Source organism: Amylibacter sp. IMCC11727 (assembly GCF_029854195.1).
Classification (GTDB): Bacteria; Pseudomonadota; Alphaproteobacteria; order Rhodobacterales; family Rhodobacteraceae; genus Amylibacter.
Map to the genome: position 1 here is coordinate 2,328,648 of NZ_CP122960.1, position 22,307 is coordinate 2,350,954.

The 22,307-nt window shown below is 51.8% G+C and carries 26 protein-coding genes and 1 other RNA gene; 21 read left to right on the plus strand and 6 right to left on the minus strand.

Annotated elements, in window-relative coordinates:
* The first annotated feature begins 1 nt into the window (after position 1).
* The 9 genes from QBD29_RS11750 (at position 2) to QBD29_RS11790 (ending at position 6,880) form a co-directional block, all read left to right on the plus strand.
* Positions 2-736, plus strand: a complete 735-nt coding sequence (locus tag QBD29_RS11750; protein ID WP_280098281.1) for a phosphoadenylyl-sulfate reductase — start codon at positions 2-4, stop codon at positions 734-736.
* A gap of 3 nt (positions 737-739) precedes the next feature.
* Complete coding sequence (locus tag QBD29_RS11755) at positions 740-1,174, plus strand: DUF934 domain-containing protein (RefSeq protein ID WP_280098282.1); 435 nt, start codon at positions 740-742, stop codon at positions 1,172-1,174.
* Between the two features lie 63 nt (positions 1,175-1,237).
* Positions 1,238-2,098 carry a ferredoxin--NADP reductase gene (locus QBD29_RS11760; protein ID WP_280098283.1) on the plus strand — a complete coding sequence of 287 codons (861 nt, stop codon included), beginning with the start codon at positions 1,238-1,240 and terminating at the stop codon, positions 2,096-2,098.
* Positions 2,099-2,178: 80 nt separating this feature from the next.
* Positions 2,179-3,258 (plus strand): hypothetical protein, encoded by a 1,080-nt coding sequence (locus QBD29_RS11765; RefSeq protein ID WP_280098284.1) that lies wholly within the window; start codon positions 2,179-2,181, stop codon positions 3,256-3,258.
* Positions 3,222-4,133: a TauD/TfdA family dioxygenase gene (locus QBD29_RS11770; RefSeq protein WP_280098285.1), complete on the plus strand. Its 912-nt coding sequence runs from the start codon at positions 3,222-3,224 to the stop codon at positions 4,131-4,133. Before QBD29_RS11765 ends, QBD29_RS11770 begins: the two co-directional genes overlap by 37 nt.
* Before the next feature lie 186 nt (positions 4,134-4,319).
* A complete protein-coding gene (locus QBD29_RS11775; RefSeq protein ID WP_280098286.1) occupies positions 4,320-4,622 on the plus strand; it encodes a DUF2282 domain-containing protein in 303 nt (100 codons plus the stop codon).
* Between the two features lie 77 nt (positions 4,623-4,699).
* A complete protein-coding gene (locus tag QBD29_RS11780; RefSeq protein WP_280098287.1) occupies positions 4,700-5,569 on the plus strand; it encodes a DUF692 domain-containing protein in 870 nt (289 codons plus the stop codon).
* Positions 5,566-6,315 (plus strand): DNA-binding domain-containing protein, encoded by a 750-nt coding sequence (locus QBD29_RS11785; RefSeq protein ID WP_280098288.1) that lies wholly within the window; start codon positions 5,566-5,568, stop codon positions 6,313-6,315. The genes QBD29_RS11780 and QBD29_RS11785 overlap by 4 nt, the downstream gene beginning before the upstream one ends.
* Positions 6,316-6,325: 10 nt before the next feature.
* Entirely contained in the window at positions 6,326-6,880 is a 555-nt protein-coding gene (locus QBD29_RS11790; RefSeq protein ID WP_280098289.1) for a DoxX family protein, read from the plus strand.
* On the opposite strand, the gene QBD29_RS11795 is transcribed toward QBD29_RS11790, so the two are convergent.
* Positions 6,877-7,200, minus strand: coding sequence for an ArsC/Spx/MgsR family protein (locus QBD29_RS11795; RefSeq protein WP_280098290.1), 324 nt, complete (start codon positions 7,198-7,200; stop codon positions 6,877-6,879). The genes QBD29_RS11790 and QBD29_RS11795 overlap by 4 nt on opposite strands.
* Before the next feature lie 232 nt (positions 7,201-7,432).
* On the opposite strand from QBD29_RS11795, the gene QBD29_RS11800 reads away from it, so the two are divergent.
* Positions 7,433-7,639 (plus strand): cold-shock protein, encoded by a 207-nt coding sequence (locus QBD29_RS11800; protein WP_280098291.1) that lies wholly within the window; start codon positions 7,433-7,435, stop codon positions 7,637-7,639.
* 82 nt (positions 7,640-7,721) lie between these two features.
* Here the strand turns inward: QBD29_RS11800 and QBD29_RS11805 are convergent, their stop codons facing one another.
* The gene (locus QBD29_RS11805; RefSeq protein WP_347935788.1) at positions 7,722-8,255 is read right to left on the minus strand and encodes a DUF2177 family protein; all 534 of its coding nucleotides are present in this window, start codon (positions 8,253-8,255) and stop codon (positions 7,722-7,724) included.
* Between the two features lie 125 nt (positions 8,256-8,380).
* On the opposite strand from QBD29_RS11805, the gene QBD29_RS11810 reads away from it, so the two are divergent.
* The 3 genes from QBD29_RS11810 (at position 8,381) to QBD29_RS11820 (ending at position 10,524) form a co-directional block, all read left to right on the plus strand.
* Positions 8,381-8,854, plus strand: coding sequence for a transposase (locus tag QBD29_RS11810; protein WP_280098292.1), 474 nt, complete (start codon positions 8,381-8,383; stop codon positions 8,852-8,854).
* 230 nt (positions 8,855-9,084) lie between these two features.
* Complete coding sequence (locus QBD29_RS11815; RefSeq protein ID WP_280098293.1) at positions 9,085-9,777, plus strand: response regulator; 693 nt, start codon at positions 9,085-9,087, stop codon at positions 9,775-9,777.
* A 15-nt stretch (positions 9,778-9,792) separates the two neighbouring features.
* A complete protein-coding gene (locus QBD29_RS11820) occupies positions 9,793-10,524 on the plus strand; it encodes an ATP-binding protein (protein WP_280098294.1) in 732 nt (243 codons plus the stop codon).
* A gap of 6 nt (positions 10,525-10,530) precedes the next feature.
* Here the strand turns inward: QBD29_RS11820 and thyX are convergent, their stop codons facing one another.
* Positions 10,531-11,442 (minus strand): FAD-dependent thymidylate synthase, encoded by a 912-nt coding sequence (thyX, locus tag QBD29_RS11825; RefSeq protein ID WP_280098295.1) that lies wholly within the window; start codon positions 11,440-11,442, stop codon positions 10,531-10,533.
* A 200-nt stretch (positions 11,443-11,642) separates the two neighbouring features.
* Between thyX and QBD29_RS11830 the strand changes: the two genes are divergently transcribed.
* From QBD29_RS11830 to QBD29_RS11840, 3 genes are read left to right on the plus strand one after another with little or no spacing between them, the layout of a single operon-like run.
* Entirely contained in the window at positions 11,643-12,314 is a 672-nt protein-coding gene (locus tag QBD29_RS11830; protein WP_280098296.1) for a DUF1194 domain-containing protein, read from the plus strand.
* Positions 12,315-12,339: 25 nt separating this feature from the next.
* The gene (locus QBD29_RS11835) at positions 12,340-13,068 is read left to right on the plus strand and encodes a DUF1194 domain-containing protein (protein ID WP_280098297.1); all 729 of its coding nucleotides are present in this window, start codon (positions 12,340-12,342) and stop codon (positions 13,066-13,068) included.
* Entirely contained in the window at positions 13,065-13,742 is a 678-nt protein-coding gene (locus tag QBD29_RS11840; protein WP_280098298.1) for a DUF1194 domain-containing protein, read from the plus strand. Before QBD29_RS11835 ends, QBD29_RS11840 begins: the two co-directional genes overlap by 4 nt.
* On the opposite strand, the gene QBD29_RS11845 is transcribed toward QBD29_RS11840, so the two are convergent.
* Positions 13,739-14,338, minus strand: coding sequence for a DUF1287 domain-containing protein (locus tag QBD29_RS11845; RefSeq protein ID WP_280098299.1), 600 nt, complete (start codon positions 14,336-14,338; stop codon positions 13,739-13,741). The two genes, QBD29_RS11840 and QBD29_RS11845, sit on opposite strands and share 4 nt — an antisense overlap.
* A 49-nt stretch (positions 14,339-14,387) precedes the next feature.
* On the opposite strand from QBD29_RS11845, the gene ssrA reads away from it, so the two are divergent.
* The 3 genes from ssrA (at position 14,388) to QBD29_RS11860 (ending at position 16,510) form a co-directional block, all read left to right on the plus strand.
* Positions 14,388-14,743: a transfer-messenger RNA gene (ssrA, locus tag QBD29_RS11850) on the plus strand.
* 591 nt (positions 14,744-15,334) lie between these two features.
* Positions 15,335-15,895 carry a hypothetical protein gene (locus QBD29_RS11855; protein WP_280098300.1) on the plus strand — a complete coding sequence of 187 codons (561 nt, stop codon included), beginning with the start codon at positions 15,335-15,337 and terminating at the stop codon, positions 15,893-15,895.
* A 36-nt stretch (positions 15,896-15,931) separates the two neighbouring features.
* A complete protein-coding gene (locus QBD29_RS11860; protein WP_280098301.1) occupies positions 15,932-16,510 on the plus strand; it encodes a hypothetical protein in 579 nt (192 codons plus the stop codon).
* A gap of 65 nt (positions 16,511-16,575) precedes the next feature.
* On the opposite strand, the gene QBD29_RS11865 is transcribed toward QBD29_RS11860, so the two are convergent.
* Entirely contained in the window at positions 16,576-18,123 is a 1,548-nt protein-coding gene (locus tag QBD29_RS11865) for a Hint domain-containing protein (protein WP_280098302.1), read from the minus strand.
* A gap of 443 nt (positions 18,124-18,566) precedes the next feature.
* Here QBD29_RS11865 and QBD29_RS11870 point away from each other — a divergent pair, with 443 nt between their 5' ends.
* Positions 18,567-19,055 (plus strand): ClpXP protease specificity-enhancing factor SspB, encoded by a 489-nt coding sequence (locus tag QBD29_RS11870; RefSeq protein WP_280098303.1) that lies wholly within the window; start codon positions 18,567-18,569, stop codon positions 19,053-19,055.
* Positions 19,056-19,072: 17 nt separating this feature from the next.
* Here QBD29_RS11870 and QBD29_RS11875 read toward each other — a convergent pair whose 3' ends face one another.
* Complete coding sequence (locus QBD29_RS11875) at positions 19,073-20,710, minus strand: hypothetical protein (RefSeq protein WP_280098304.1); 1,638 nt, start codon at positions 20,708-20,710, stop codon at positions 19,073-19,075.
* Positions 20,711-20,794: 84 nt separating this feature from the next.
* Between QBD29_RS11875 and fumC the strand changes: the two genes are divergently transcribed.
* The gene (gene fumC, locus QBD29_RS11880) at positions 20,795-22,186 is read left to right on the plus strand and encodes a class II fumarate hydratase (protein WP_280098305.1); all 1,392 of its coding nucleotides are present in this window, start codon (positions 20,795-20,797) and stop codon (positions 22,184-22,186) included.
* Positions 22,187-22,307 lie beyond the last annotated feature (121 nt).

Here is a 22,307-nt window from a genome sequence, read left to right on the forward strand (position 1 = left end):
CATGCCCTTTGAAAGTGCATATCTGAGCGTGCCTGAACGGGTGGAGTTAATGAACTTCCGCTATCGCAACCACGCGGCCATCCCTGTGCTTGGCGCGACACTCAGCGATCCGTTTATCGGGAAAATCGCACTGGTGTCGTCCTTCGGCGCAGAAAGCGTGGTGCTTTTGCATTTGGTTTCATTGATCAAGCCCGACACCCCCGTAATCATGATCGACACTGAAATGCTCTTTCCCGAAACGTTGGATTATCAGGCAGAGGTTGCGGATCGTTTAAACCTTACGGATGTGCGGATCATTCGGGCCCCATCGAAAACCGTTGCGGAAGTGGACCCAGACGGCACATTGCACCAATCCGATCCCGATGCCTGTTGCGCCCTGCGCAAAACCGAACCTTTGCAGGCAACGCTGGAAGAGTTCGACGGCTGGATTACGGGGCGCAAACGCTATCAAAACGGGCAGCGCAAGGACTTGGACCTGTTCGAGGTGGACACGGATCACCGCTTCAAGATCAATCCCTTGGCCCATTGGCGGCAACAAGATTTGACGACTTATATGGAAAACAACGCCCTACCCCGCCATCCACTGGTGGCCAAAGGCTATCCATCAATTGGGTGCGCTCCCTGCACCAGTCCTGTCGCGGCAGGCGAAGATCCCCGATCAGGACGCTGGCGTGGGCAAGACAAAGTAGAATGCGGAATACATTTCGGGGCCGATGGCACCGTCGTAAGAGGATAAGTGATGACAAACGTAATCGTGCAAGACACTGGCTTTGTGACAGATGATTGGTCGGGTCCCCTTTTGGATTGGGATGTGGCCACCCAAGGGGGTGCTGACCCTGATGCAGGCTATGGCCTTGATGTGCCAAACACCGTGACAGCGGAACAGTTGAAACCCTATTTCAATTCTGTGTCGATGATCCGTGTATCGTTTCCAAATTCTGCGGATGGGCGAGGGTTTTCCATCGCGCGGACGCTGCGGCTGTTGGGATATACGGGCCGTTTGCGGGCGCATGGGCATGTGCTGGCGGATCAATACACAATGGCACGGCGTGTTGGGTTTGATGAGGTTGAAATTGATGCAGCGCTTGCCGAACGACAGCCCGAAGATCAATGGTTGGCACGGGCCAATTGGCAAGACCATGGCTATCTGCAGCGTTTGCAAGCCAGCGCCTAAACTCTCTCACATTCTAAATTCGTTAGCACGCTAACGATTGACCTTTTCTAAGGAATAAGACACATGACGGATCAAACACTCAACACGACAGAGGCGAAACCCGTGCCTGTACTACCTGACGCGCAAACCGTGACTTCGATCACCCACCACAATGACTGGCTGTTTTCATTTCGCGTGACCCGCCCGCAATCCCTGCGGTTCCGCTCTGGCGAATTTGTAATGATTGGCCTGATGGGCGATCCGCACCCTGAAACAGGCAAACAAAAGCCCCTTTTGCGTGCGTATTCCATCGCCTCTCCCAGCTGGGATGACGAATTGGAATTCTATTCGATCAAGGTCCAAGACGGCCCCCTGACCAGCAAGTTGCAACACATTAAAGTGGGCGATCAGATCATTTTGCGCCCCAAACCCGTTGGTACGCTGGTTCTGGACGCATTGCTGCCTGGCAATCGCATGTATTTCGTCTGCACAGGCACAGGCATTGCGCCCTTTGCAAGCCTGATCCGCGATCCAGAGTTGTATGAGAAATACGACGAAGTGATTTTGGCGCACACCTGTCGGTACAAAAGCGAGCTGACCTATGGCGCGGATTTGGTGGCATCCCTTGCCGATGATCCGCTGATTGGCGAGTTTGTCGGCGACAAGCTGAAATACTACGCCACCACCACCCGCGAAGACAGCCCGCGCATGGGCCGCGTTACAGATCTTTTGCGCAATGGTACGATTGCGAAAGAGTTCGACCTCCCCCCGCTTGATCCCAAAACAGATCGCTTGATGGTATGCGGGTCTATGGCGCTCAACCTTGATGTAAAAGACATCTGCGAGAGCGCTGGGATGACCGAGGGGTCGAATTCGATGCCTGCTGAGTTTGTGGTTGAAAAGGCCTTTGTGGGCGAAGGGGTTACTGAGAACTTTGACGGGTAACGCTTTTAGGTTGAATTAGACGTTTAAATTGGCTTCTCTGATGCAAATTGGAGGAGCCATTTTTGTGGCGCTGAATTAAATTGAAAAAATGGTTGCGCGCAAACTTATTTCGAAACTGGTTTGATGGATTAGTCACTGTTGCTTTGGTCTCTTTGCTTGGGTGGGCGGCGCTCGCAGTTTTCGAATGGGCTGTAGTGAACGCGGTATGGGATGCCGATTCTCAACTCCAATGCTATCAAATCATTCGAGAACGACAGGGCAACGGTGAGAGTGGCGCCTGTTGGGCCGCCTTCAAGGGACGAAGTCTTCAGTTTGTTTTTGGTTTTTACCCCGAAGAGCTTTACTGGAGACCAACGCTCGCCGTCAGTTTGCTGCCTTTCGCTTTGCTGCCAATATTCGTTCGATCTTTGTGCCAATATTTAATTTGGTTCACAGTTTGCTACCCAATAATTGCGTATGTTTTGATCTTCGGTGCGCTTGGGTTGGAAGAAGTGCCCATTTCTAAAATGGGTGGATTTATGTTGGTTTTGATGTTGGGCGTTGCCAGCAGCGGGATCGCAGTTGCAGTGGGAATACTTCTAGCGCTGGGTCAAACATTTGGAATTTTACCCGCGCAGATGGTTATTAAGGCTATTGTCGCAGTGTTTGACCGCATTCCAGTTGTCATTCTTTTGTATGTGGTGTTGGTGTTATTAAACTACATGTTGCCTCTTGGCTTTATAATCGACAGCTTTCCTAGGCTCCTGCTCGTTCTAGGCTTGGTATGCGCTGCACCCATTTCCAAGAAACTTGGAAACCATTTGGTTGCAATTCTTGCAGAAAATATCGAAGCAGCAACTTCTTTAGGATTTAGTCGAGCCAAGGCGTATTGGATTATTGTTTTTCCTGCAGCCTTCGCTCGTGCCTTGCCAAACATAATGGATGAACTGGCTGAAATGTTTCGACACATCGCAATTGTTTCAATGCTTGGCTTCGCAAACCCGTTATTATTGGTGAACAACATTAGAGCTGACGTCTCCTGGAATGGTGTCTACCTAGAGCTATTTATTCCAGTCGCTATCGTTTTCTGGATCATGAGTTTCTCGCTAACATCGTATGGTAGTTATCTTAAACGGCGCATAGAATGGCGGTCAACACGCTTGATGGAGGAATACAATTGACCACCCTCACCACCGTCCCCCTGCACCCCAAGTTTGGCAAAATAGTCGAAGGTGTCGACCTGCGCGATGTCTCCGCCAGCAACCTTTACCCTGAAATCCGCCAATTGTTTGAACACCACTCCGCCCTTTTGTTCCGAGCGCAATCCATCACCGATGCGGATCACACGCGGCTCGCCGAATTGTTCGGTCCGCTCGAAAACCGCGAGGCGATGGCGCAGGGTCGCGCTGTGAAATTTGCGGTGTCGCCCGTTTCCAACGAAACAGACAGCGGGGTGACAGATGCAAAGGCATTACACACGCTGAATTTGCAGGCCAATATGTTGTGGCACACAGACAGTACGTTCTTGCCCATCCCTGCCCTTGTGAACCTGCTGACGGCGAAAGTTGTGCCTGATGAGGGTGGGCAGACTGAGTTGGCCTCCACACGCGTTGGCTGGGCTGAAATGCCCACGCATCTAAAAGAGCCCCTAGAAAACGCGGTGATTTGGCACCGTCTATCCCATTCACGATCACAAATTTCGGCAGAACTGGGCGCAATGCCAGAAATGCGGCAATGGCCTGATCGACCATGGCGCGCGATTTGGCCAAATCCTGTGACAGGCGAAGAGGCGCTCTATATTGCGAGCCATGCTTTTGCGATCGAGGGCATGGGATTGGAGGAAGGCCAGGCCTTAATTTCAGAGGCAATCGCCTTTTGCACACAGGAAAAATACGTCTACTCCCACGAATGGGCGGTGGGTGATGTGCTGATCTGGGATGAACGCGCAATGTTACATCGTGGGCAACCTTGGCCCTATGAACAGCCCCGCACATTGATGAGCATTTGTTGCTCTGTCACTGACAGCGATGGGCTGCAGTCTGTAAAAATTGTTTAAAAACAGAGCACTCAAGCGATTTCCCGCTTAAATTTTGAATAATTTCTGACATCCTCTCGAAATGTTACAAGGGCTGAACTACGTGTTATACACGGCGATGTGAGTGGTATTTCAGTACTGCTCGTTGCTATCACTAACCCATCGCAAGACGCGATTAGGTAAAAAACCTCGGAGAGGAACTCGAAAATGTCGAACACAGTAAAAACACTCGCAGTAGCGTCCGCAGTTGCAGCAGCAATGGTATCACACGCAAATGTTGCATCCGCTCAATCCAAAGAAAAATGCTACGGCGTAGCATTGGCTGGCCAAAACGGTTGTGCCGCTGGCCCAGGGACATCCTGCGCAGGGACATCCACAGTAGATTACCAAGGCAACGCTTGGTCTTTGGTTGCTGCGGGCACATGCGAAAGCATCGAATTGCCAGCAATGGCTGACGGTACAGCACGCAAAGGTTCAAAAGAAGTTCTGGATCGTGACATCCCGTCCTAAACTTTGACACGATCAAGGCGCAGCGCACGCAAGGTGCTGCGCCTTGTTCACTAGGCCCACGATAGGGAATTTTCAAAATGCTGGACGCACGCGCAGACAGACCTTCAACAGTCCCAAATCGGGCAGGTGTTGGCTTTAAAGCGCAGCATCTGGACGGTATTTTGAAAACGCCCGATACGGTTGGGTGGCTGGAAATCCACGCCGAAAACTATATGGGAGATGGCGGACGCCCAATTGCGCAGTTGCGCCACCTTCGCGAACAATTCCCAATTTCCTGTCATGGCGTTGGCCTGTCTATCGGGGCCGAAGGTCCGCTCGACGCGGATCACCTCGCCCGCTTGAAAAAGCTGGTGGATTGGCTTGAACCAGGGCTGTTTTCCGAACACTTAGCATGGTCCACCCATGACACCCACTTTTTAAACGATCTGCTGCCTGTGCCGTATACGCAGGCGGTTGTGGATCAGGTGGTGCGCCACATTGATCAGGTGCAAGACACCGTAGGGCGCCAAATGCTTTTGGAAAACCCTTCAACGTATGTAGCCTTTGCCGAAAGCGATCGGTCCGAGATTGATTTCCTGACCGAAGTCGCCAAGCGTTCAGGCTGTGGCTTGTTGTTGGATGTGAACAATGTGTTTGTGTCCGCCACCAACCAAAACTATTCCCCTGAAGGCTACATCGACGCGTTTCCCACTGAATTTGTTGGGGAAATTCATCTTGGCGGCCATGAAGAGGACGCAGATGATCACGGCGCAACGCTGTTGATCGACAGCCATTCACGCGAAGTGGTTGATCCCGTTTGGGCCTTGTATGAATACACATTGGCCAAAGCAGGGCCCCGCCCCACACTGATCGAATGGGATAATGATATCCCAGAATGGGATGTTTTGGCCGCTGAAATGACCCGCGCGGACAAAATTCTGTCTGCTCAGCCCGTGGCTGCGGTATGACTGTCGGTCAATCCGCGTTTACTCAGGCGTTGCTGGACCCCGATCTGGCAATTCCAAACGGCTTGGTCGATCCAGAAGGACGGCCCGCAGGCAAACGGTTTAATGTCTATCGCAACAACGTCATTGTCAGCCTGATTGATGCCATGGAAACCGCGTTTCCTGTCATTCAAATGTTGATCGGTGCCGAGAATTTTCGCAATCTTTCAGGGCTTTATGTGCGTCAACACCCGCCAGAAAACCCGATGCTGATGTTTTACGGCGGCGCGTTTCCTGCATTTCTGGAAGCTTTCGAGCCGCTGGCACATGTGCCCTATCTCGCCGATGTGGCGCGGCTTGAACTGGCGCGGCGTGCAGCCTATCACAGCGCGGATGCAACACCCGTTGCAGGTGACGCTCTTGGGACAATTGCCCCAGATGCCTTGATGAACACGCGTATGAAGCTGGCTCCGTCCCTTCATATTATCGCAAGCCCTTATCCCATTGCCTCGATCTGGCACTTCAACATGACCGAAGGAGCTGGGAAACCACCTGCCGTTGGGGAAACGGTAATGATCACCCGCCCTGCCCTCGATCTGGATATGCAGGTTATTGGCGTGGATCAGGCAGCTTTTTTGACCACCTTACATGCAGGCGAAACGCTGGGTTCTGCGTTTGAAGCCGCCACACAAACAGATGATGGGTTCGACTTGTCAGCTGCAATCGTTCTGATGCTGCAATCAGACATAATAACAGACTTAAAATCGTGAGGGACACGAAATGACTGCAATCACAAACTTATACAATTCGATCATGGGGCTGGTGCTTAAAGCACTTGGTGACTGGTTTTTACCCACATTTGCGAGGTTTTCTTTCGCAGCCGTGTTGCTGATGTATTTCTGGAACTCTGCCAAAACCAAACTTGGCGATGGGCTCTTTGGCTTTCTGAGCCCGTCTGACAATGCGTACATTCAGATGTTTCCCAAAACGGTAGAAGCCTTGGGCTATGACACCAGCCAACTGGGTGTGTTTCACTGGCTGGTTGCCGTCAGCGGCACGGTTGCGGAATTTATCCTGCCTTTGCTGATCGTCATTGGCCTGTTCACACGACTTGCGGCCATTGGCATGATCGGATTTGTCTTTGTGCAAAGCGTTGTTGATGTTTATGGCCACGGCGTCGGTGGGAAAGACATTGGCGGTTGGTTCGACGGTCCATCCGGCGCTTTGATCCTCGATCAACGTCTGCTTTGGGTCGTACTGTTCGCCATCATGATCGTCAAAGGTGCTGGCCCTCTGTCTGTGGATCGTATCCTAGCCAAGCCCGCCGAAGACTAAGCAAACAAGGCTTGGACATCTTTTGTCCAACCCAAAGACAATGAGCCATCTTGGTCGATCACAGGGCGTTTCATCAACGTCGGGTGGTCGGCCAAAAGCGTGAGCGGGTCTTTTGCACGCTCCGTTTCATCCAAACCCCGCCAAGTGGTGGAGCGCGTGTTCAACAAACTGTCACCGAACGCATCCCAAAACCGCTGTAAATCATTGGGTGTTACACCGTCTGCACGCACGTCGATGTAATCAACCACGTGACCCGCAGCTTCCAATGAATTCAGCGCCTTACGGCATGTATCACAGTTTTTCAGACCATAGAGTTTCATCAATCAATCCTCGCCTTTTTGGCGTTATTGCGGCTTCGGCAACAATCCGCAAGTGCGCAACGTTACGAAACCTGCCCTTGCATTACCCTATAATGGGGTCCATAGACGATGCGTGAGGTTCATCTTTTTACGATCCGCTCCTTCTTCGATGTAGCAGACCCGACCTAAGACACAGAGCTACACCAACAGCCGCAGCACGTCGCGTGCGGCATATTTAAAAGGAGTGGCTCTGATGGCTACTGGTACAGTGAAATGGTTCAATTCAACAAAAGGCTATGGCTTCATTCAGCCTGATGCTGGCGGATCCGATGTGTTTGTACACGTCTCTGCTGTTGAACGCGCAGGCCTGAACGGCTTGGAAGACAACCAAAAAGTGACATACGAAGTTGAAACCGGCCGCAACGGTCGTGAAGCGGCGACGGATTTGGCACTGGCCTAAGGTTTAGGCAAAGCGAATTTTAAAGGCCCCGAGCAGCGATGTTCGGGGCCTTTTTTGTGTGAGAACTTTCGGTGCTGTGCCTTTAGGAAAAGATCATCCGCGTTAGGGTCACACCTGCCCAAGCGGACACGCCCGACAGCACCGCGCCCCATGTGACATCGACAGCCACCATCTGCCATGACCAGCCTTTGAGCGTTGCCAGGTTGGTAAATTCATAGGTTCCATAGGCCATGGCCCCAAGGATCGCACCATTCAAAAACGCTTTGATCGGCGCGCCTTCGGCCAAGGCGGGAAGGCTCGCGAAATAGAGCACACCAACGATGTAAGCGAGGTAAAAGGCCACCGCTGCACCAAGGCGCAGGTCAGGCAGCAGAAAGGCCCCAATGTGGCGTTCAAACAGCGGTGACATGACCCGCGTCAGCATGATCGCGTCGAGCGCGAGGAAGATAACGGCGGTGATGGCATAGAGGGTGAGTGTTTGCATAAGATGGAGGGTAGCCTGCGTGTGGGCGAAGGCAAGGCGGTTTCGAATTTCGAAAAAATCCGCAGGGGAAACAGGCGCGGACGCAGCGTTAAGATTTGGGCGGAATTTGCGAAATACAGCAGCCAGAAACATACCCGCAACCCTACCAGAACCCCACCATACACGAGGGTGTGATTGAAGGGTTAAGGAATGTTGCGTGGGTTAAACCGTTCCCCCAAGCAACACCAATTATTAACCAGTTTGGGCGAGTGTTCGAAATGTCGAATTATGTTCGCCCGAAACTCAAAGGCGCCTGTGTGTTTTTCACGGTGGTGACGGCCCAGCGCGGATCGGATGTGTTGGTGCGCCGCATTGATGTGTTGCGCAATGCTGTAAAACAGACCCATGATGAACGCCCGTTTCAAATCGATGCTTGGGTGGTTTTGCCCGATCACATTCATTGCGTGTGGACCTTGCCAGAAGATGACCATGATTACGCGATCCGATGGAGCGTGATCAAAGCGCGATTTTCGCGGGCGATGCCAAAAGTACAGCGACGGCAAAGTCACGTTAAACGGCGCGAACGCGGGATTTGGCAAAGACGGTTTTGGGAACACCACATCCGCAACGAGTCCGATTACCGCGCACATGTGGAATATTGTTGGCACAACCCGATCAAACACGGGTTTGTAGATCACCCCAAAGATTGGCCATTTTCATCATGGCACCGCGATGTCGGCCGTTTTGGATGATCCCGTAGGGTGCGCATTCATTGCGCACCATCAAGACGGTGGGGCCGCGTGAAGGGAAAAGAGGATTGGGAAAGGGATGGATTTGCGAAGACCGTGAGTGTTTCGACGTTGAATGGTGCGCAATGATTGCGCACCCTACGGGTGCTCTTACCCAGCAAACGTATATGTAACGACTACTTAACAGTTATGCTTGACTCTGCGGAAAAAACAATCCTGAGTGGAGCTGACTTTTGGTTAAATTTGTAGAAGAAACTGTGGCATTTAATTTTTTAAAGAAACCCCCCTTACTTAGCATTGAAAGCATTAGAGATTCCGCATGGGATGTGCAGGACTATCGGAACAAATCAAAAATTTGCATTATTGACGATAGTGACTTCGGCAAAAAGAATGGCATTGAAAATCATGGTTACAATGTACAAGAGTTAGGAGATATAAGCTCAATCGAGCAATGCGCAAATTTTGACATCATTGTTTGCGACATTCGAGGAGTAGGTGCGGCTTTCGAAAGCAACTTAGAGGGCGCTTATATAATCAAGGAAGTTAGGTCACGTTTCCCCGAAAAGTATATTATTATGTACAGCGCCAGCAGCTTTTCCGCACGCTTCCAACCATACTTAAAAGTCGCAGATTCACACCTTAGGAAAATTGATGACATCTCTGATTGGGTAGATAGCTTGGACGAGGGCGCAAAACAACTTTTGCATCCATATTGTAGATGGGTCAGGACAAGGGACATTTTGCTGCATTCTGGAATTGAAATCTCAAAAGTAAGTCGACTTGAAAGTGAATATGTAAACGCAATCAAAACTTCTGACCCAGAAATAATTAAACGAGCGTTTCAAGATGATCAAATCGATAACTTGAAACTAGCAGGTCTAGGGGTTGGAATTGCTCAATTCATTGCGACAATCGCAATATCGTAAAGAGGAAACATCAATTTGGATGAAAAGATCGAATTTATTGGTAACGAAATTGAACTGCTCGAAGATATTGTTCACGAAACTGAACACCAGGTAGGGCAACTCTTGTTTTGTTTAATGGATTCTTCAAAGATCATATCACGACAGACAATTGATTTTGGAAGATTAGAAGAGCAGCTCGCGACCGCTACCGAGTGCGCAAACGTTGTTAAACTTGTGACTGAAAATGCAAGATTGGCGGACAAGGATTACGAGGCCAACAATGAAACAAAAGAAATTCGAATTTTTGACAAAGTATTCAGGGCTTACAAACAAATTGGATATCGAGCCCGTGTAAAAGAAGTTGAGTTAACGCTGCAGGGCGATTCAAAGAAAGTTACAAGAATTTTTCCGTGTTTTGATATGCTGTTCTATATCTTCCTTGAAAACGCCTTAAAGTATTCCCCTAGCAACATGGAAATTGAAATACTTGTACAAGATGAAAAAGACGCATGCGTTGTAACCATCGAATCTGTTGGACCAAAGGTGCTACCAGCCGAGGAGCCAAAACTAACAGATAGAAAGTTTCGAGGCGAAAATGCTATAAAAGTTGTACGTAAAGGTCGCGGTTTAGGACTCCATACAGCAAAGAAAATTTGCGAACTACATGATGTGGAACTGAAGTTCTTTGTAAGAGACCCTACGTTCCAATCAAATGGCACTGATCACTGCACATTTGTCGTGCAGGCAAAAGTACCTTCCTTCAATTGAGTCTTGTCACCCCAAAACCTCCATGAACTCGCGCCATTCCCGCGCAGACATACCCACTTCCTCTGCCGTCACTTCCTCGCCCTTCAGCATCTTGCGCAGCGCGTCAACTGCTGGTTGCGACAGTTGCGCCCCACCCAATCGGTAGTCTTCAAACGCTTTGTAGGCGAAGGGGACCCAATCGGCCACCAGTCTACAAATCTCATCCGCATACACGCGGATTTCGTATTGGGCGTGGCTGTCGGCGCGCAGGCGCAGGAAGTGGAAGAGGTTGTGCAGGTCTACTTTCCAGTACCATTGGGTGTAGATGTTGGCGGGCAGGTTCATGCGGGCGAGTTCACGGGCGAGCGCGATGCCGCCCTGTTCGTCGTCCTCGATCATGGTTTCGTAGTTGTCATAGGCGCGCGCGCTGTCGGCTTTGAGCATTTCTAGGACGCGGTGGCTGTCGGCTTCGCTCAGGGCTTCGCCGCGGCCTTGGTTGTTGATCACGCTCTGCTTGTTCAGGTGTTCGGTTGCAGGGATGTAAAATTCGCGGTCGAGGATAGAATAGCGGGCAGAGTATTCGTTCACGTTGGCGGTGCGATGGCGGATCCATTGGCGGGCCACAAAGACGGGCAGTTTGACGTGTAGCTTGATTTCGCACATTTCAAACGGGGTGGAGTGCCAGTGGCGCATGAGGTAGCGGATCAGGCCCTCGTCGTTTTGCACGGCTTTGGTGCCTTTGCCGTAAGAGACCCGCGCGGCCTGTGTGATGGCGGCATCATCGCCCATATAATCAATGACGCGCACGAAGCCGTGGTCGAGCACTTGGTGCGCGGTATAAAGGTGTTGTTCCATGCCAGGGGCCACCACACGGCGGGTGGCTGTGGATTGCGCGCGCTGCTCGTCGATGTCGGCCTGTTGTTCGGGGGTAATGGACATGGATACAATTCCTCTGGGTGACTCGCGGGCCACTATATCTGGGTGAAAGCGATCAAGGAACAGCCATATGCAGGTGGATTGCGGGAAAATGTGCGGAAATACCCGTGGACGCCAGATGACAGAGGGTTGATCAGCCCCAAGGTTGTGTCGTGACGGGTCTGCGGGTAGCCTTTTGGCATTGAACAAAAGGGGCGGATCACATGCGAAACTTGGCGGCGGCACTGGTTGGCACGGCGATGGCGCTGGCCCCTGCCCCTGTGGCGGCCTGCGGTGTGGCGCTGGCGCTGACGGTGGATGTATCGGGATCGGTGGATTCTTATGAGTACGATTTGCAGATGGGCGGATTGGCGGCGGCATTGCGCGATGGGTTGGTGGCGGATGCGTTGATTGCCGAACAGGCGGCGGTGATGGTGGTGCATTGGTCGGGGCAATCGCGCCAGTCTGTTGTGGTGCCGTGGACGCGGGTGACGTCTGTACAAAGTGCGGATGCGCTGGCAGATGCGGTGGAACAGGTGCCCCGTGCGTGGCGAAATTTTTCAACGGGCATTGGGGAGGCACTGACCTTTACCGCCAACCAGTTTGGCGCTGTGGCCGACTGCGACCGGTTTGTGATTGATGTGTCTGGGGACGGCATATCAAACGAAGGAGCCCCCCCAGAAGACATCAAAGAGGCCTTGGCCGCCGCTGGGTTTGTGATCAACGGTCTGGCCATTGAAGGGCAAACCGCGAACCTGACGGAATATTACCGTGCCAAGGTGATTGCGGGGCCAAATGCGTTTGTTTTGCCGTCTTTCGGTTTTTTGGATTATCCCGAAAAGATCAAAAAGAAGTTGATCCGCGAAGTGACGAAACAAGTGTCCGCGTTGGAGTAATTGTTTGAATGTGTGGCGCGTGAGGATGAGGCGGAATTTGGATATTTGGACCAAGAAAAAGGCGGGGTTGGTGCGCTTATCTGTGATGGGTGTGATGTGTGGGGTCTTTGTCGCCATGGCGCAAACGGCGCTGGCGTGTCGCCAAGCCTTGGTTTTGGCGGTGGATGTATCGGCGAGTGTGTCGACCCGGGAATACGAGTTGCAGCGCGATGGGATTGCTGCGGCCCTGCGCGATCCAGAAGTAATTGATTGGATCGTGGCCCCAGCGGGATCAGAGGTGGAGTTGTTTATCTTTGAGTTCGGGAACCGCAATTATCAATGGTATTGGGTGAATTGGACCAAGATCACGTCAGAGGCGGTTTTGGCGCAAGTGGCCGATACGGTGGCCGCTGTGCAGCGCAATCGCGAGAGCCAGTCTACAGGCTTGGGCGAGGCGATTTTGGCGGGTGCAGATGCTTTGGCGTCGCGCACCTGTGCGCAAAAGACAATTGACGTGTCAGGAGATGGTAAAAACAATGTGGGGGTGCGCCCGCAAGATGTGAAGGATCGGTTGCGCGCAGACGGGATCACGGTGAATGGATTGGTTATTGCCACACAGGATATTGCGGAGATGAGTGCCTATTACAACGCCAATGTCATTGTGGGCGACGGCAGTTTTGTGGAAACAGCAGGCGGGTTTGAAGATTACGCCCGCGCCATGAAACGCAAATTGCTGCGTGAATTGGTGCCAAAACTGGCTATGGTGGCGGAATGAAACGGATTTTCCTGCCTTTTGTTTTGTTGATGCTAATGGCCCGTGCCGCGTTTTCCTGCGAGGTGGCGCTGGTGATGGCGCTGGATGTATCGCGATCCGTGGACCGTGATGAATACAAATTGATGCGTGATGGAATTGCCAGTGCGTTTCTCGACGACGAAGTTCGCCAACTGATCGAATGGATGCCGGGCGGGATTATGGTGACGGTGACGCAATGGGGGGGCGAAGGACAACAACGCCAAGCCGTTCCATGGCAGCGGGTGCGCGACAAAGCAGGGATTGTGCGCTTTGTTGATGCGTTTACATCCCAGTCGCGCGGGTTTTGGATGGCCGATACAGCGGTGTCCGAAGCTTTGATCCATGCAGATGGGATGTTTCGCGGTGCGCCATCCAAATGCCGCCGTCACGTGATAGATGTGTCAGGGGACGGGATTGCCAATGCGGGCGCACAGGCGGCCCCGATTGCACAGGCCATTGGTTATGAAGGCACGACCATCAACGGGTTGGTGATTACGGGGGCGAACCCTGACCCCGTTGCCTATTTCGAGCAAAACGTCATCAGCGGGCCATTTGCTTTTGTCGAAGTGGCCAACAGTTATGTTGACTATCCCCGCGCCATGAAACGCAAGTTGCTGCGCGAATTGACGCCAGCGGTGGCCACGCTGGCAGATTAAGGCGCTTCGTTCAGACGATAGTGGCCCGTGATTTCGAACAAAAACAAAATGTCCTGTTCGCGCGTTCCACTGCCAATGTTATGGATGATCAGCGGTGTGCCGTCCGTAGATTTATTGGCAGACACCACGCCGATATGAGTCAAATTTCCAGGCAGGTTCCATGACACAATATCCCCTGTTTGAAACCGGGATGGATCACTGCTGATCGGTAGTGACGCCCCTTGGCGTTCAAAATAGCGGCGCAGATTTGGGACGCGGCGGTGATCTATGTTTGGATCAGGACGTTTGAGACCCCAGTTTTTCGGATAAGATGCGAAATTCGCTTTCATGTCGCGGTGAACGCGTTCTTGCAGATCAATCCCATGCGCATCGCGCAGGGCACGGATCACAACATCGGTACAAACACCTGTGCGCCGAGGCAGATCCCCAAGGGGGTAATCAAGGCTGACGTAGGCAGGATCATAACCTGTGGTGACGCCGATTTGGGATGCCGCTGCGTTGGCCGTTTGCTGTGCAAACGCAGTGTCGGCCTGCGATATGTGCGGGGTCAAAAGGACAAGGCTGATGGCGGTGGCAAAGAGCGCATTTTTAATCATACGTTGTGGTAATCAATCCAAACTGTTTCACGCAAGCAGTGTTAGTCAGCCCCTTGAATTCAGGCGGGCACGTGCCTATATCTGGAATGTCTCCTTCGGGGGACTATGGTGATAAACGCGCATGTAATAAACGGATCGGACCCGGGGGCGGTACCCGGCGACTCCACCAAAACACCTGTCTTTGCAGGGGGTATGGGGTCGAAATAGGATCGACGGACGTCTAAAGATGTTAGCTTTTACTCGGTGAGATACCACCGTTATCGGTTCGATTAAGCTAGTTGCAAATGACAACAGAGCTCCAGTTGCCCTCGCTGCGTAAGCAGTGCGGAATACTGAAACATTAACTCCTAAGGTTTAGCGACCTTAGGCGGGGTTCGCAGGCACCTGGCAACAGAAGCCTGCACTTCCAACCACCGCCGTGGCCTTTGTTTCACAAAGACCTTTTGCTGCAAATGACATGCACGCTCCAGTTGCCCGCGCGGCGAAAGCAGTGCGGAATACTGAAACATTAACTCCTAAGGTTTAGCGACCTTATTAGGCCGTGGGCATTGGCAAATGCCAAAGCCCATAGGTTCGCAGGCACCCCCAGATTTTCAAGAAAATCTGTCTGGGCTTTGCAAGCAAAGCCTACGGGCAACAGAAGCCTGCACTTCCAATCACCGCCATGGCCTTTGTTTCACAAAGACCTTTTGCTGCAAATGACATGCACGCTCCAATTGCCCGCGCGGCGAAAGCAGTGCGGAATACTGAAACATTAACTCCTAAGGTTTAGCGACCTTATTAGGCCGTGGGCATTGGCAAATGCCAAAGCCCATAGGTTCGCAGGCACCCCCAGATTTTCAAGAAAATCTGTCTAGGCTTTGCAAGCAAAGCCTACGGGCAACAGAAGCCTGCACTTCCAATCAATTTCTACAATTTCAAATTATTACCCAAAATGCGCTTGTACTTTGTGTGCGATTTGGCAAGTTTGGATTTCGTTAAATAGAGGTTTATCCATTGAACAAATTTATTACGGCCCTGTGCTTAGGCGCAGCCTTTTTTCTTAATCCCATTTCAAGCCAAGCACAGACCATTGGGCTAAAAATCAATGAAATCCCCAAAGGGTTGGTCATTCACTCTGTGTCATCCAACGGCGAAAAGCTTGTTGCAACGTATTTGGGCCAGAAAGGCCGCACGTACGACTTTTCCGTTCAGGTTTCTGGCCGCAAAAGTGGTAATTTCACCGCGCGCGAGAAATATGATGCCCAAGGGCGAATGGTTCGCTGGATCGGCAATGGCAGTTACAATGAAAAGTGGATTCCCCACTATTGTGAGTTTACGCTTGGGTCCTGCGTTCACAAACATCGCGATCAATATTCGAGAGGTCGCACGTGGGTTTACCAGATTGAGCGCAAGGGAGATATGCTTACGTCATTGCGCCGATTGAAAAGTGAATCGAAATGGCGCGCTCCAAAGACGGTTACGCTTGGACCTTATAACATTCGAATGAAGCAGGAAATTACCCGCACCGATGGCACGAAGTGGTGGCGCAAAGTCACAAAAATCGTTGAACCATAAACTTAGACAACAATTCATTTAAATATGGAGAGCTCGATGAAAACTCTATTACTGGGCCTTGCTTGCAGCTTGGCCATGACGATCACAGGAACAGGAAGCCACGCGCAAAACATTGGCATCCAATTCGACAAAATGCCCGTGGGCACTAAGGCCTATTATAGTCAGTCTGACGGGACCAAATGGGTCAGAGTCTATAAAGGGCTCAAACGCGGAAAACACGTGGTTGAAGAGTTTAAAGGGCATTCCAGAACAACAGGCCGCCCCACACAAACGCGATACTACGACTCTCAAGGGCGGTTGGTGTTCTATCGGGCCTACGGTGAACGGGGACTTTATAAGGTCTCTTTCAAGCCCGTTTACTGTTACTATCAAATTGGACAGTGCAAACATACGCTTAAGTTCACTGGGGGTGAATACGAAGGCGATGGGACAGGATCAAAATGGGTGATGAATACGCAAAAAGCCAAAGGGGGCTATATTTCCACATGGTACAAAGTCAGCACCCCTGATTCAAAAAACAAATATTTTACAAAACTTGGAAAGTATAATTTGCGCGAACTTGAAAGTTGGGGGGCGAACGGTCGGCATTTCATTAAGCTGGTTAAGATTGAATGAAATAGACCTAGATCACAAAAAAGCGGCCTCAAATGGGGCCGCTTTTTTCATTCTGTATCAGCGTGTTAGTTGGCCATTTTATCCGCGAGCATGCGGCCTTCAAAGGCTTTCAGCATTGGATAGGCAGGTTCGAATGCGGCGGCTTCGCCGTTGTCTGGGGACAGTTCGGGGAACAGTTTGAACAGTTCCAAACGGGCCTCTGGTGCCATGCCAAGCACGGTGGCACGGCAGGGGTGGAAGCTTTCTGTCATCAGGCCTTGGGCGTCGATCACTTCGTGTTCATCAAACACGATGTGGAAGTATGTTACGCCGTCTTTGGTTGCGCCATTTGTCACGGTGGTTTCATTCACCAGAGAATGGGCGGGAACAAGGACGCGTTCGCTGTCAAAGAGCACTTGGGCACGCCAGTCTTCGACCAAAATGCGGTGTTGGCGTGATACGGTCAGGTCGGTTTCTGGCATGTTGGCGCCAAAAGTGCCCGCTGCGATTTTTACCGGGCGCAGGTTTGGATCGTTTTCCATCGCCGCCGCTGGAATGCTGGTAGAACCGATCCAGCGGATCGCTTGCAGGCCATTGTCGCGTGTCATAACTTCGTCGCCCACACTAAGCGTGTCAATCGCGCGGTAGCCTTGCGCCGTGAGGATTTGTGTCCCTGCCCCGAAACAGATGGTAACGGGGATCAAAACGGAGGTGGTGGACAGCATGGAACCGCCATCTGCAAAGTTTGCAACCGCCGTTACTTCGATGTTTTCCCCTGGGGTGTAGGGCCAACCAGCGATGTCCTGACAGTTTATGATGAAGCCAAGTGGCGTTTCAACAAGAACACCATCGCCAGGTGTGAATGTGCCGTAGTTCACGCCATCAATGAGGATGTCCACAGATGTCAGTTCTGGCAGTGGCGGAGGTGACGTGATGATGTCGACGAGATCGGCCACATCGTCCACCCGTTCTGCGCCCCCTGTGTTGTCGATCACGTTCAAATCGCCCAAGCTGGAGTTAGAGCCCACACCGATAGCTGTTACCGTGGCGTTGAAGTTGAGTTCCAATTGGTCCACTTCATCTGAGCCATTGTCACCACGGTTACGGAAGCCGTCAGACAGGAACACCACGGAGTTTGTGTCGTCATCGCCAACAGTGCTGTCTGCGTTCCAGGTTTCCAAAACCTCATCAAGGCCTGATTCGTAGTTTGTGCCGCCACCTGCGTTCAAGCCGTCTACGGCATTGTCGAACTGAGTTTGTTGGTCGAGCGTGAAGGTGCCGATTGTATCCCCACCAGAGTTGTATTCGATCAACGTGATCTGAACCGCCGCCGGATCATAGCCTGCGTCGATGAAACTTTGGAACAGGGCCTTTGCGGCGAATTGTTCGGCTTCGAGGAAGGTATCGTTTGATCCGTCGCCATCTACATCCGAGCCAGAGGAACCGCCCGTGGAGCCAGACGTATCCACAACCAATGCGATGTTGATATCTGGGGACAGGCCGCTTGTGGTGATGGAAACGTCTACAGGCAGCGTGTCGTCTGTCCACGTTGGGGTGGTCAGCTGAATAGTTGCATCGAGTCCGTCAAACGTACCGCTGTTTGTTGACGTTGTGGTATCTGGGCCAGTTGCCATGATAATGTCCTTGGGTTGGACTGCACACGAACAGAAAGGTGCAGGATTATCGATCTGGTATTCAGAGCCTTAGTAACGCTTTTTGACAATTTTGTCTAAAAATAATCAATTTTTCGCCATTTTTTGGCATTTTTTGTTCAAAAACGCTAAAAATTGGAAATTGTCGCGTATACGGCAACAATCGCCTGCTGTTTTTGATGTGAAGTTGCGCAAATTAAGAACGAAGTAGCAGATTGTTGCTTTGTTCTAACTGCGTTTTTGCACATTTGTGGGCATTTTTAGCGGAAAATCGGGCTATTTACTCCGAAAAGGAGAATCACCTAGGGCCGTTTCACGTTTGCTTTAGGTCAAATCCATCAGCAAATTCATGAAAAACTTAGCCTTTTTCAAAGTTTCAAATGGGGTTAATATGATCGCAACAGAATGATTTAATCGGGCAGAAAATGACCAAAACAATTTCCTATGGCCAACGAATGCAGCACGCGATGCGTGGGTTGATGCGTGATCTTTTGCATGACATTGCCAAAGAGGGTGAGCTGCCTGGGGAACATCATTTCTTTATCACGTTTGACACCAATCATCCCGGTGTTGATATCGCACCTTGGTTGAAAGAACGCTACGCCCAAGAAATGACGATTGTGATCCAACACTGGTTTGCGGATCTGGTGGTTTTGGACGATCGGTTTTCCATCACATTGAATTTCGGCGATCAGCCAGAGCCGCTGGTTATTCCGTTTTTGGCGGTCAAAACCTTTGTGGATCCGTCCGTTGATTTCGGCCTGCCCTTCAACATCGAAGACGATTTGGACGCGGATATTGAAGAGATTCCAGAAAGCCCGATGGTTGAACTGGACGGGGATGAAGGTGATGTAGACGAGCCTCCTAAAGGGGACGCCGAAGTTGTGTCATTGGATGCGTTTCGCAAGACCTAGCAAACAGTTGTTTTCAATTAATGCGTGAGCCGACAAGCGCAGGATGCTTTGATCGGGGTGTCTGCGCGGGCGTTGGCGATATCAAGGCGCTGTTTGATAAGATGGGCTTCGGCGTTTTGGCCTGTTTTCACCAGACATTCGTGTAAACCGTGCAAAGACCAGACATTGTCTGGGTTCTGACAAGCACGGGCCAGTTTGCCGTCAAGGCCCAGATCGGCGCGATAGACTGCTTCGGCTTCTGCCACATGGCCTTGTTCGAGCAGCAACGCGCCAAGGGCATGGCGTGTGGGTTGCATCCAGCCCCACGGTTCTTCGTAGGGCATTGTGTCGTCAAGTTCGACGGAACGGCGTAAGTGGGCAAAGGCCACATCATAGTCGCCTTTGCGATAGGCCAATTCACCTTCTAACATCTCTGTCGCGATGCGTAGTACGTCGAGACAGGTGTTGTTGAGCAACATGCGGCTTTCTGGGACGCGGTCACGCAATTCATAGAATTGAGTTCGTAAGCGCTCTGCCTGTTCAATGCGGCCAGATGCTGCGCAGGCCACCCCTTTGGCATAGGCGTCAACGGCATGGGTGTAGGCATATACTTCGCTGTTTGGCGGCGGTGTAAGCGCCAAAATATCATCCCATTTCCCGAAACGGATCAGAGTGTGATAGCGCATGGGATAGAAGCTTTCGAGCCAATCGGCAGCGGGTTCCATGACATCTTCGGTTAATAGGGCTTCCATATCGTCAGCCGCTTTGAGCGCGGGGGCCATTTGACCCAAAAACATCGCGCCATAAACCAAAAAATGCAGGTTGTGGCACATGTAAGTTGTGTAAAATCCAAAAGGACCATTTTGTGCCAGAAACTTTTTATCGGCTTCCCAGCCTTTGGTATTGCGCGCGACAACGTTTTGATAATCCCCGCACAGCACATCAATATGCGTCGCCATGTGCAACAGATGGCCGGAATCAGGCATCAGACCGCTGATTGCATCCCCCATTTTGAGTGCTTTTTCAGGGTGCGGCGACATTTCAGACAGGTGGATATACATGTGCAATAGGCCCGGATGAGACATGGCAGCGGGATCATTGGCGAAAGCGGTTTCCATCAATGTCATTGCTTCGGCAGTGTCGGCACCCTCTTTCGGAAGACCCGTTGGCAAATCCCACAAGAGCCACGGAGTGCGCCCCATCAAGGCCTCTGCCGTTAAGGCGCAAATGTCCAAATCCGTTGGGTTCGCTGCGTAGACGCGGCGCATGGCATCGGCGTAGGCGTCTGTGTAGGGGGTGAAATCTTCGATTTCGGCGGCTTCGATGTTGCGTGCGGCAACTGCGTTTACAAGGCTGCGTTCAATGGGTGTGGCGGTGTCGAGGTGTTCCATGGCCGCCGCATGATGTTTGGCAAACATCGACACAGCCTTTTGTTTTTCTTTGAAGGGAAAGTCAGGCCACGTGTAGTTGTAGTTTGGTCCAATGGCATAACAAATGCCCCAATGGGCCATGACGCAGGTCGGGTCTGCCTTCAGTGCGTTTTGAAAACACACAATCGCCTCGTTGTGGTTAAAACCGTAGGTCCAGTTTAACCCGCGATCAAACCACATTTGAGCATCTTCGGAAGTCGTTGTCACGGTGCGGCTGTGCGCACCCAAATCGTAATAATCTGCCATAGGCTGATCCTGCGCGGGCTTTTCGCCGTTGGCAAGGCTTTGGGGCGCGGCTATACGGTTTGGGACTTTTCTTTGGAGCATGAAATGGCCGATACCCGCACAGAAACCGACAGCTTTGGCCCCCTTGAGGTGGCATCAGATAAGTATTGGGGCGCGCAGACGCAGCGCAGTTTGATGAATTTCCCGATTGGGTGGGAAAAACAGCCTGTGGCCATTGTGCGCGCGCTGGGTGTGATCAAACAAGCCTGTGCCATGGCGAACAAAGCATCTGGCAAACTGCCAGCGGATCTTGCAGATGCGATGATTGCGGCCGCAAACGAAGTGGTGACGGGTAAGCTTGACGATCATTTCCCGTTGGTGGTGTGGCAGACAGGCTCTGGTACGCAATCCAACATGAACGCCAATGAAGTGGTGTCAAACCGTGCCATTGAAATGCTGGGTGGAGAGCTGGGGTCAAAGACCCCCGTGCATCCAAACGATCATTGCAACATGGGGCAGTCATCGAACGACACATTCCCAACGGCGATGCACATTGCGATTGCTATGACCGCACGGGATGTGACCCTGCCGGGTCTGCGCAAATTGCACGGGGTTTTGGTGGCAAAATCCGAGGCGTTTAAGGACATTATCAAGATTGGTCGCACGCATACGATGGATGCAACGCCGATGACGCTGGGCCAAGAATTTGGCGGGTATGCGTTTCAGGTGGAACAAGGGATCAAGCGCGTGGAACATGCGTTGATCAACATTTACCCGCTGGCGCAGGGTGGCACGGCTGTTGGCACAGGGCTGAACACGCCAAAAGGCTGGGGGGAAACCGTAGCGTCGCATATGGCGGATATCACGGGCCTGCCGTTTGTGACCGCGCCCAACAAATTTGAGGCTTTGGCGGGCCATGATGCGCTGGTGGAAATGTCTGGCGCGTTGAAAACGGTTGCGGCGTCTTTGTACAAGATCGCATCGGATATTCGGATGCTTGGGTCTGGGCCCCGTTGTGGGCTTGGCGAGTTGATGTTGCCAGAGAACGAGCCAGGATCATCCATCATGCCTGGTAAGGTGAACCCGACCCAGTGCGAGGCGCTGACACAGGTGTGCGCCCATGTGATGGGCAATGATGCGGCTGTTGGTTTTGCGGGATCACAGGGGCACTTTGAACTGAACGTTTACAAGCCGATGATGGCCTACAACGTATTGCAATCTATGCAGTTGTTGGGGGACGCATCGGTTGCGTTTACTGACAATTGTGTTGAAGGGATCGAAGCGGATGAAGGCCGTATTTCACAACTGATGTGGGAAAGCCTGATGCTGGTGACAGCGCTTGCGCCAGAGATTGGATATGACAATGCGACGACTGTGGCCAAGACCGCGCACAAGAACCGCACCACGCTGAAAGAAGAGGCGGTGAAGCTGGGCTTTGTCACTGCACAACGGTTTGACGAAGTGGTACAGCCAAAGGATATGATCGGCCCGAAGTAATCGCCGATACAATCACACTTTTTGAGCCGTCCAGTTAACCTAACTGGGCGGCTTTTTAATTTAATTGCCTGTAATTGGCGCGGCGCGATTAACCTTTTCCACGCCCCTGCCCTGCATCATG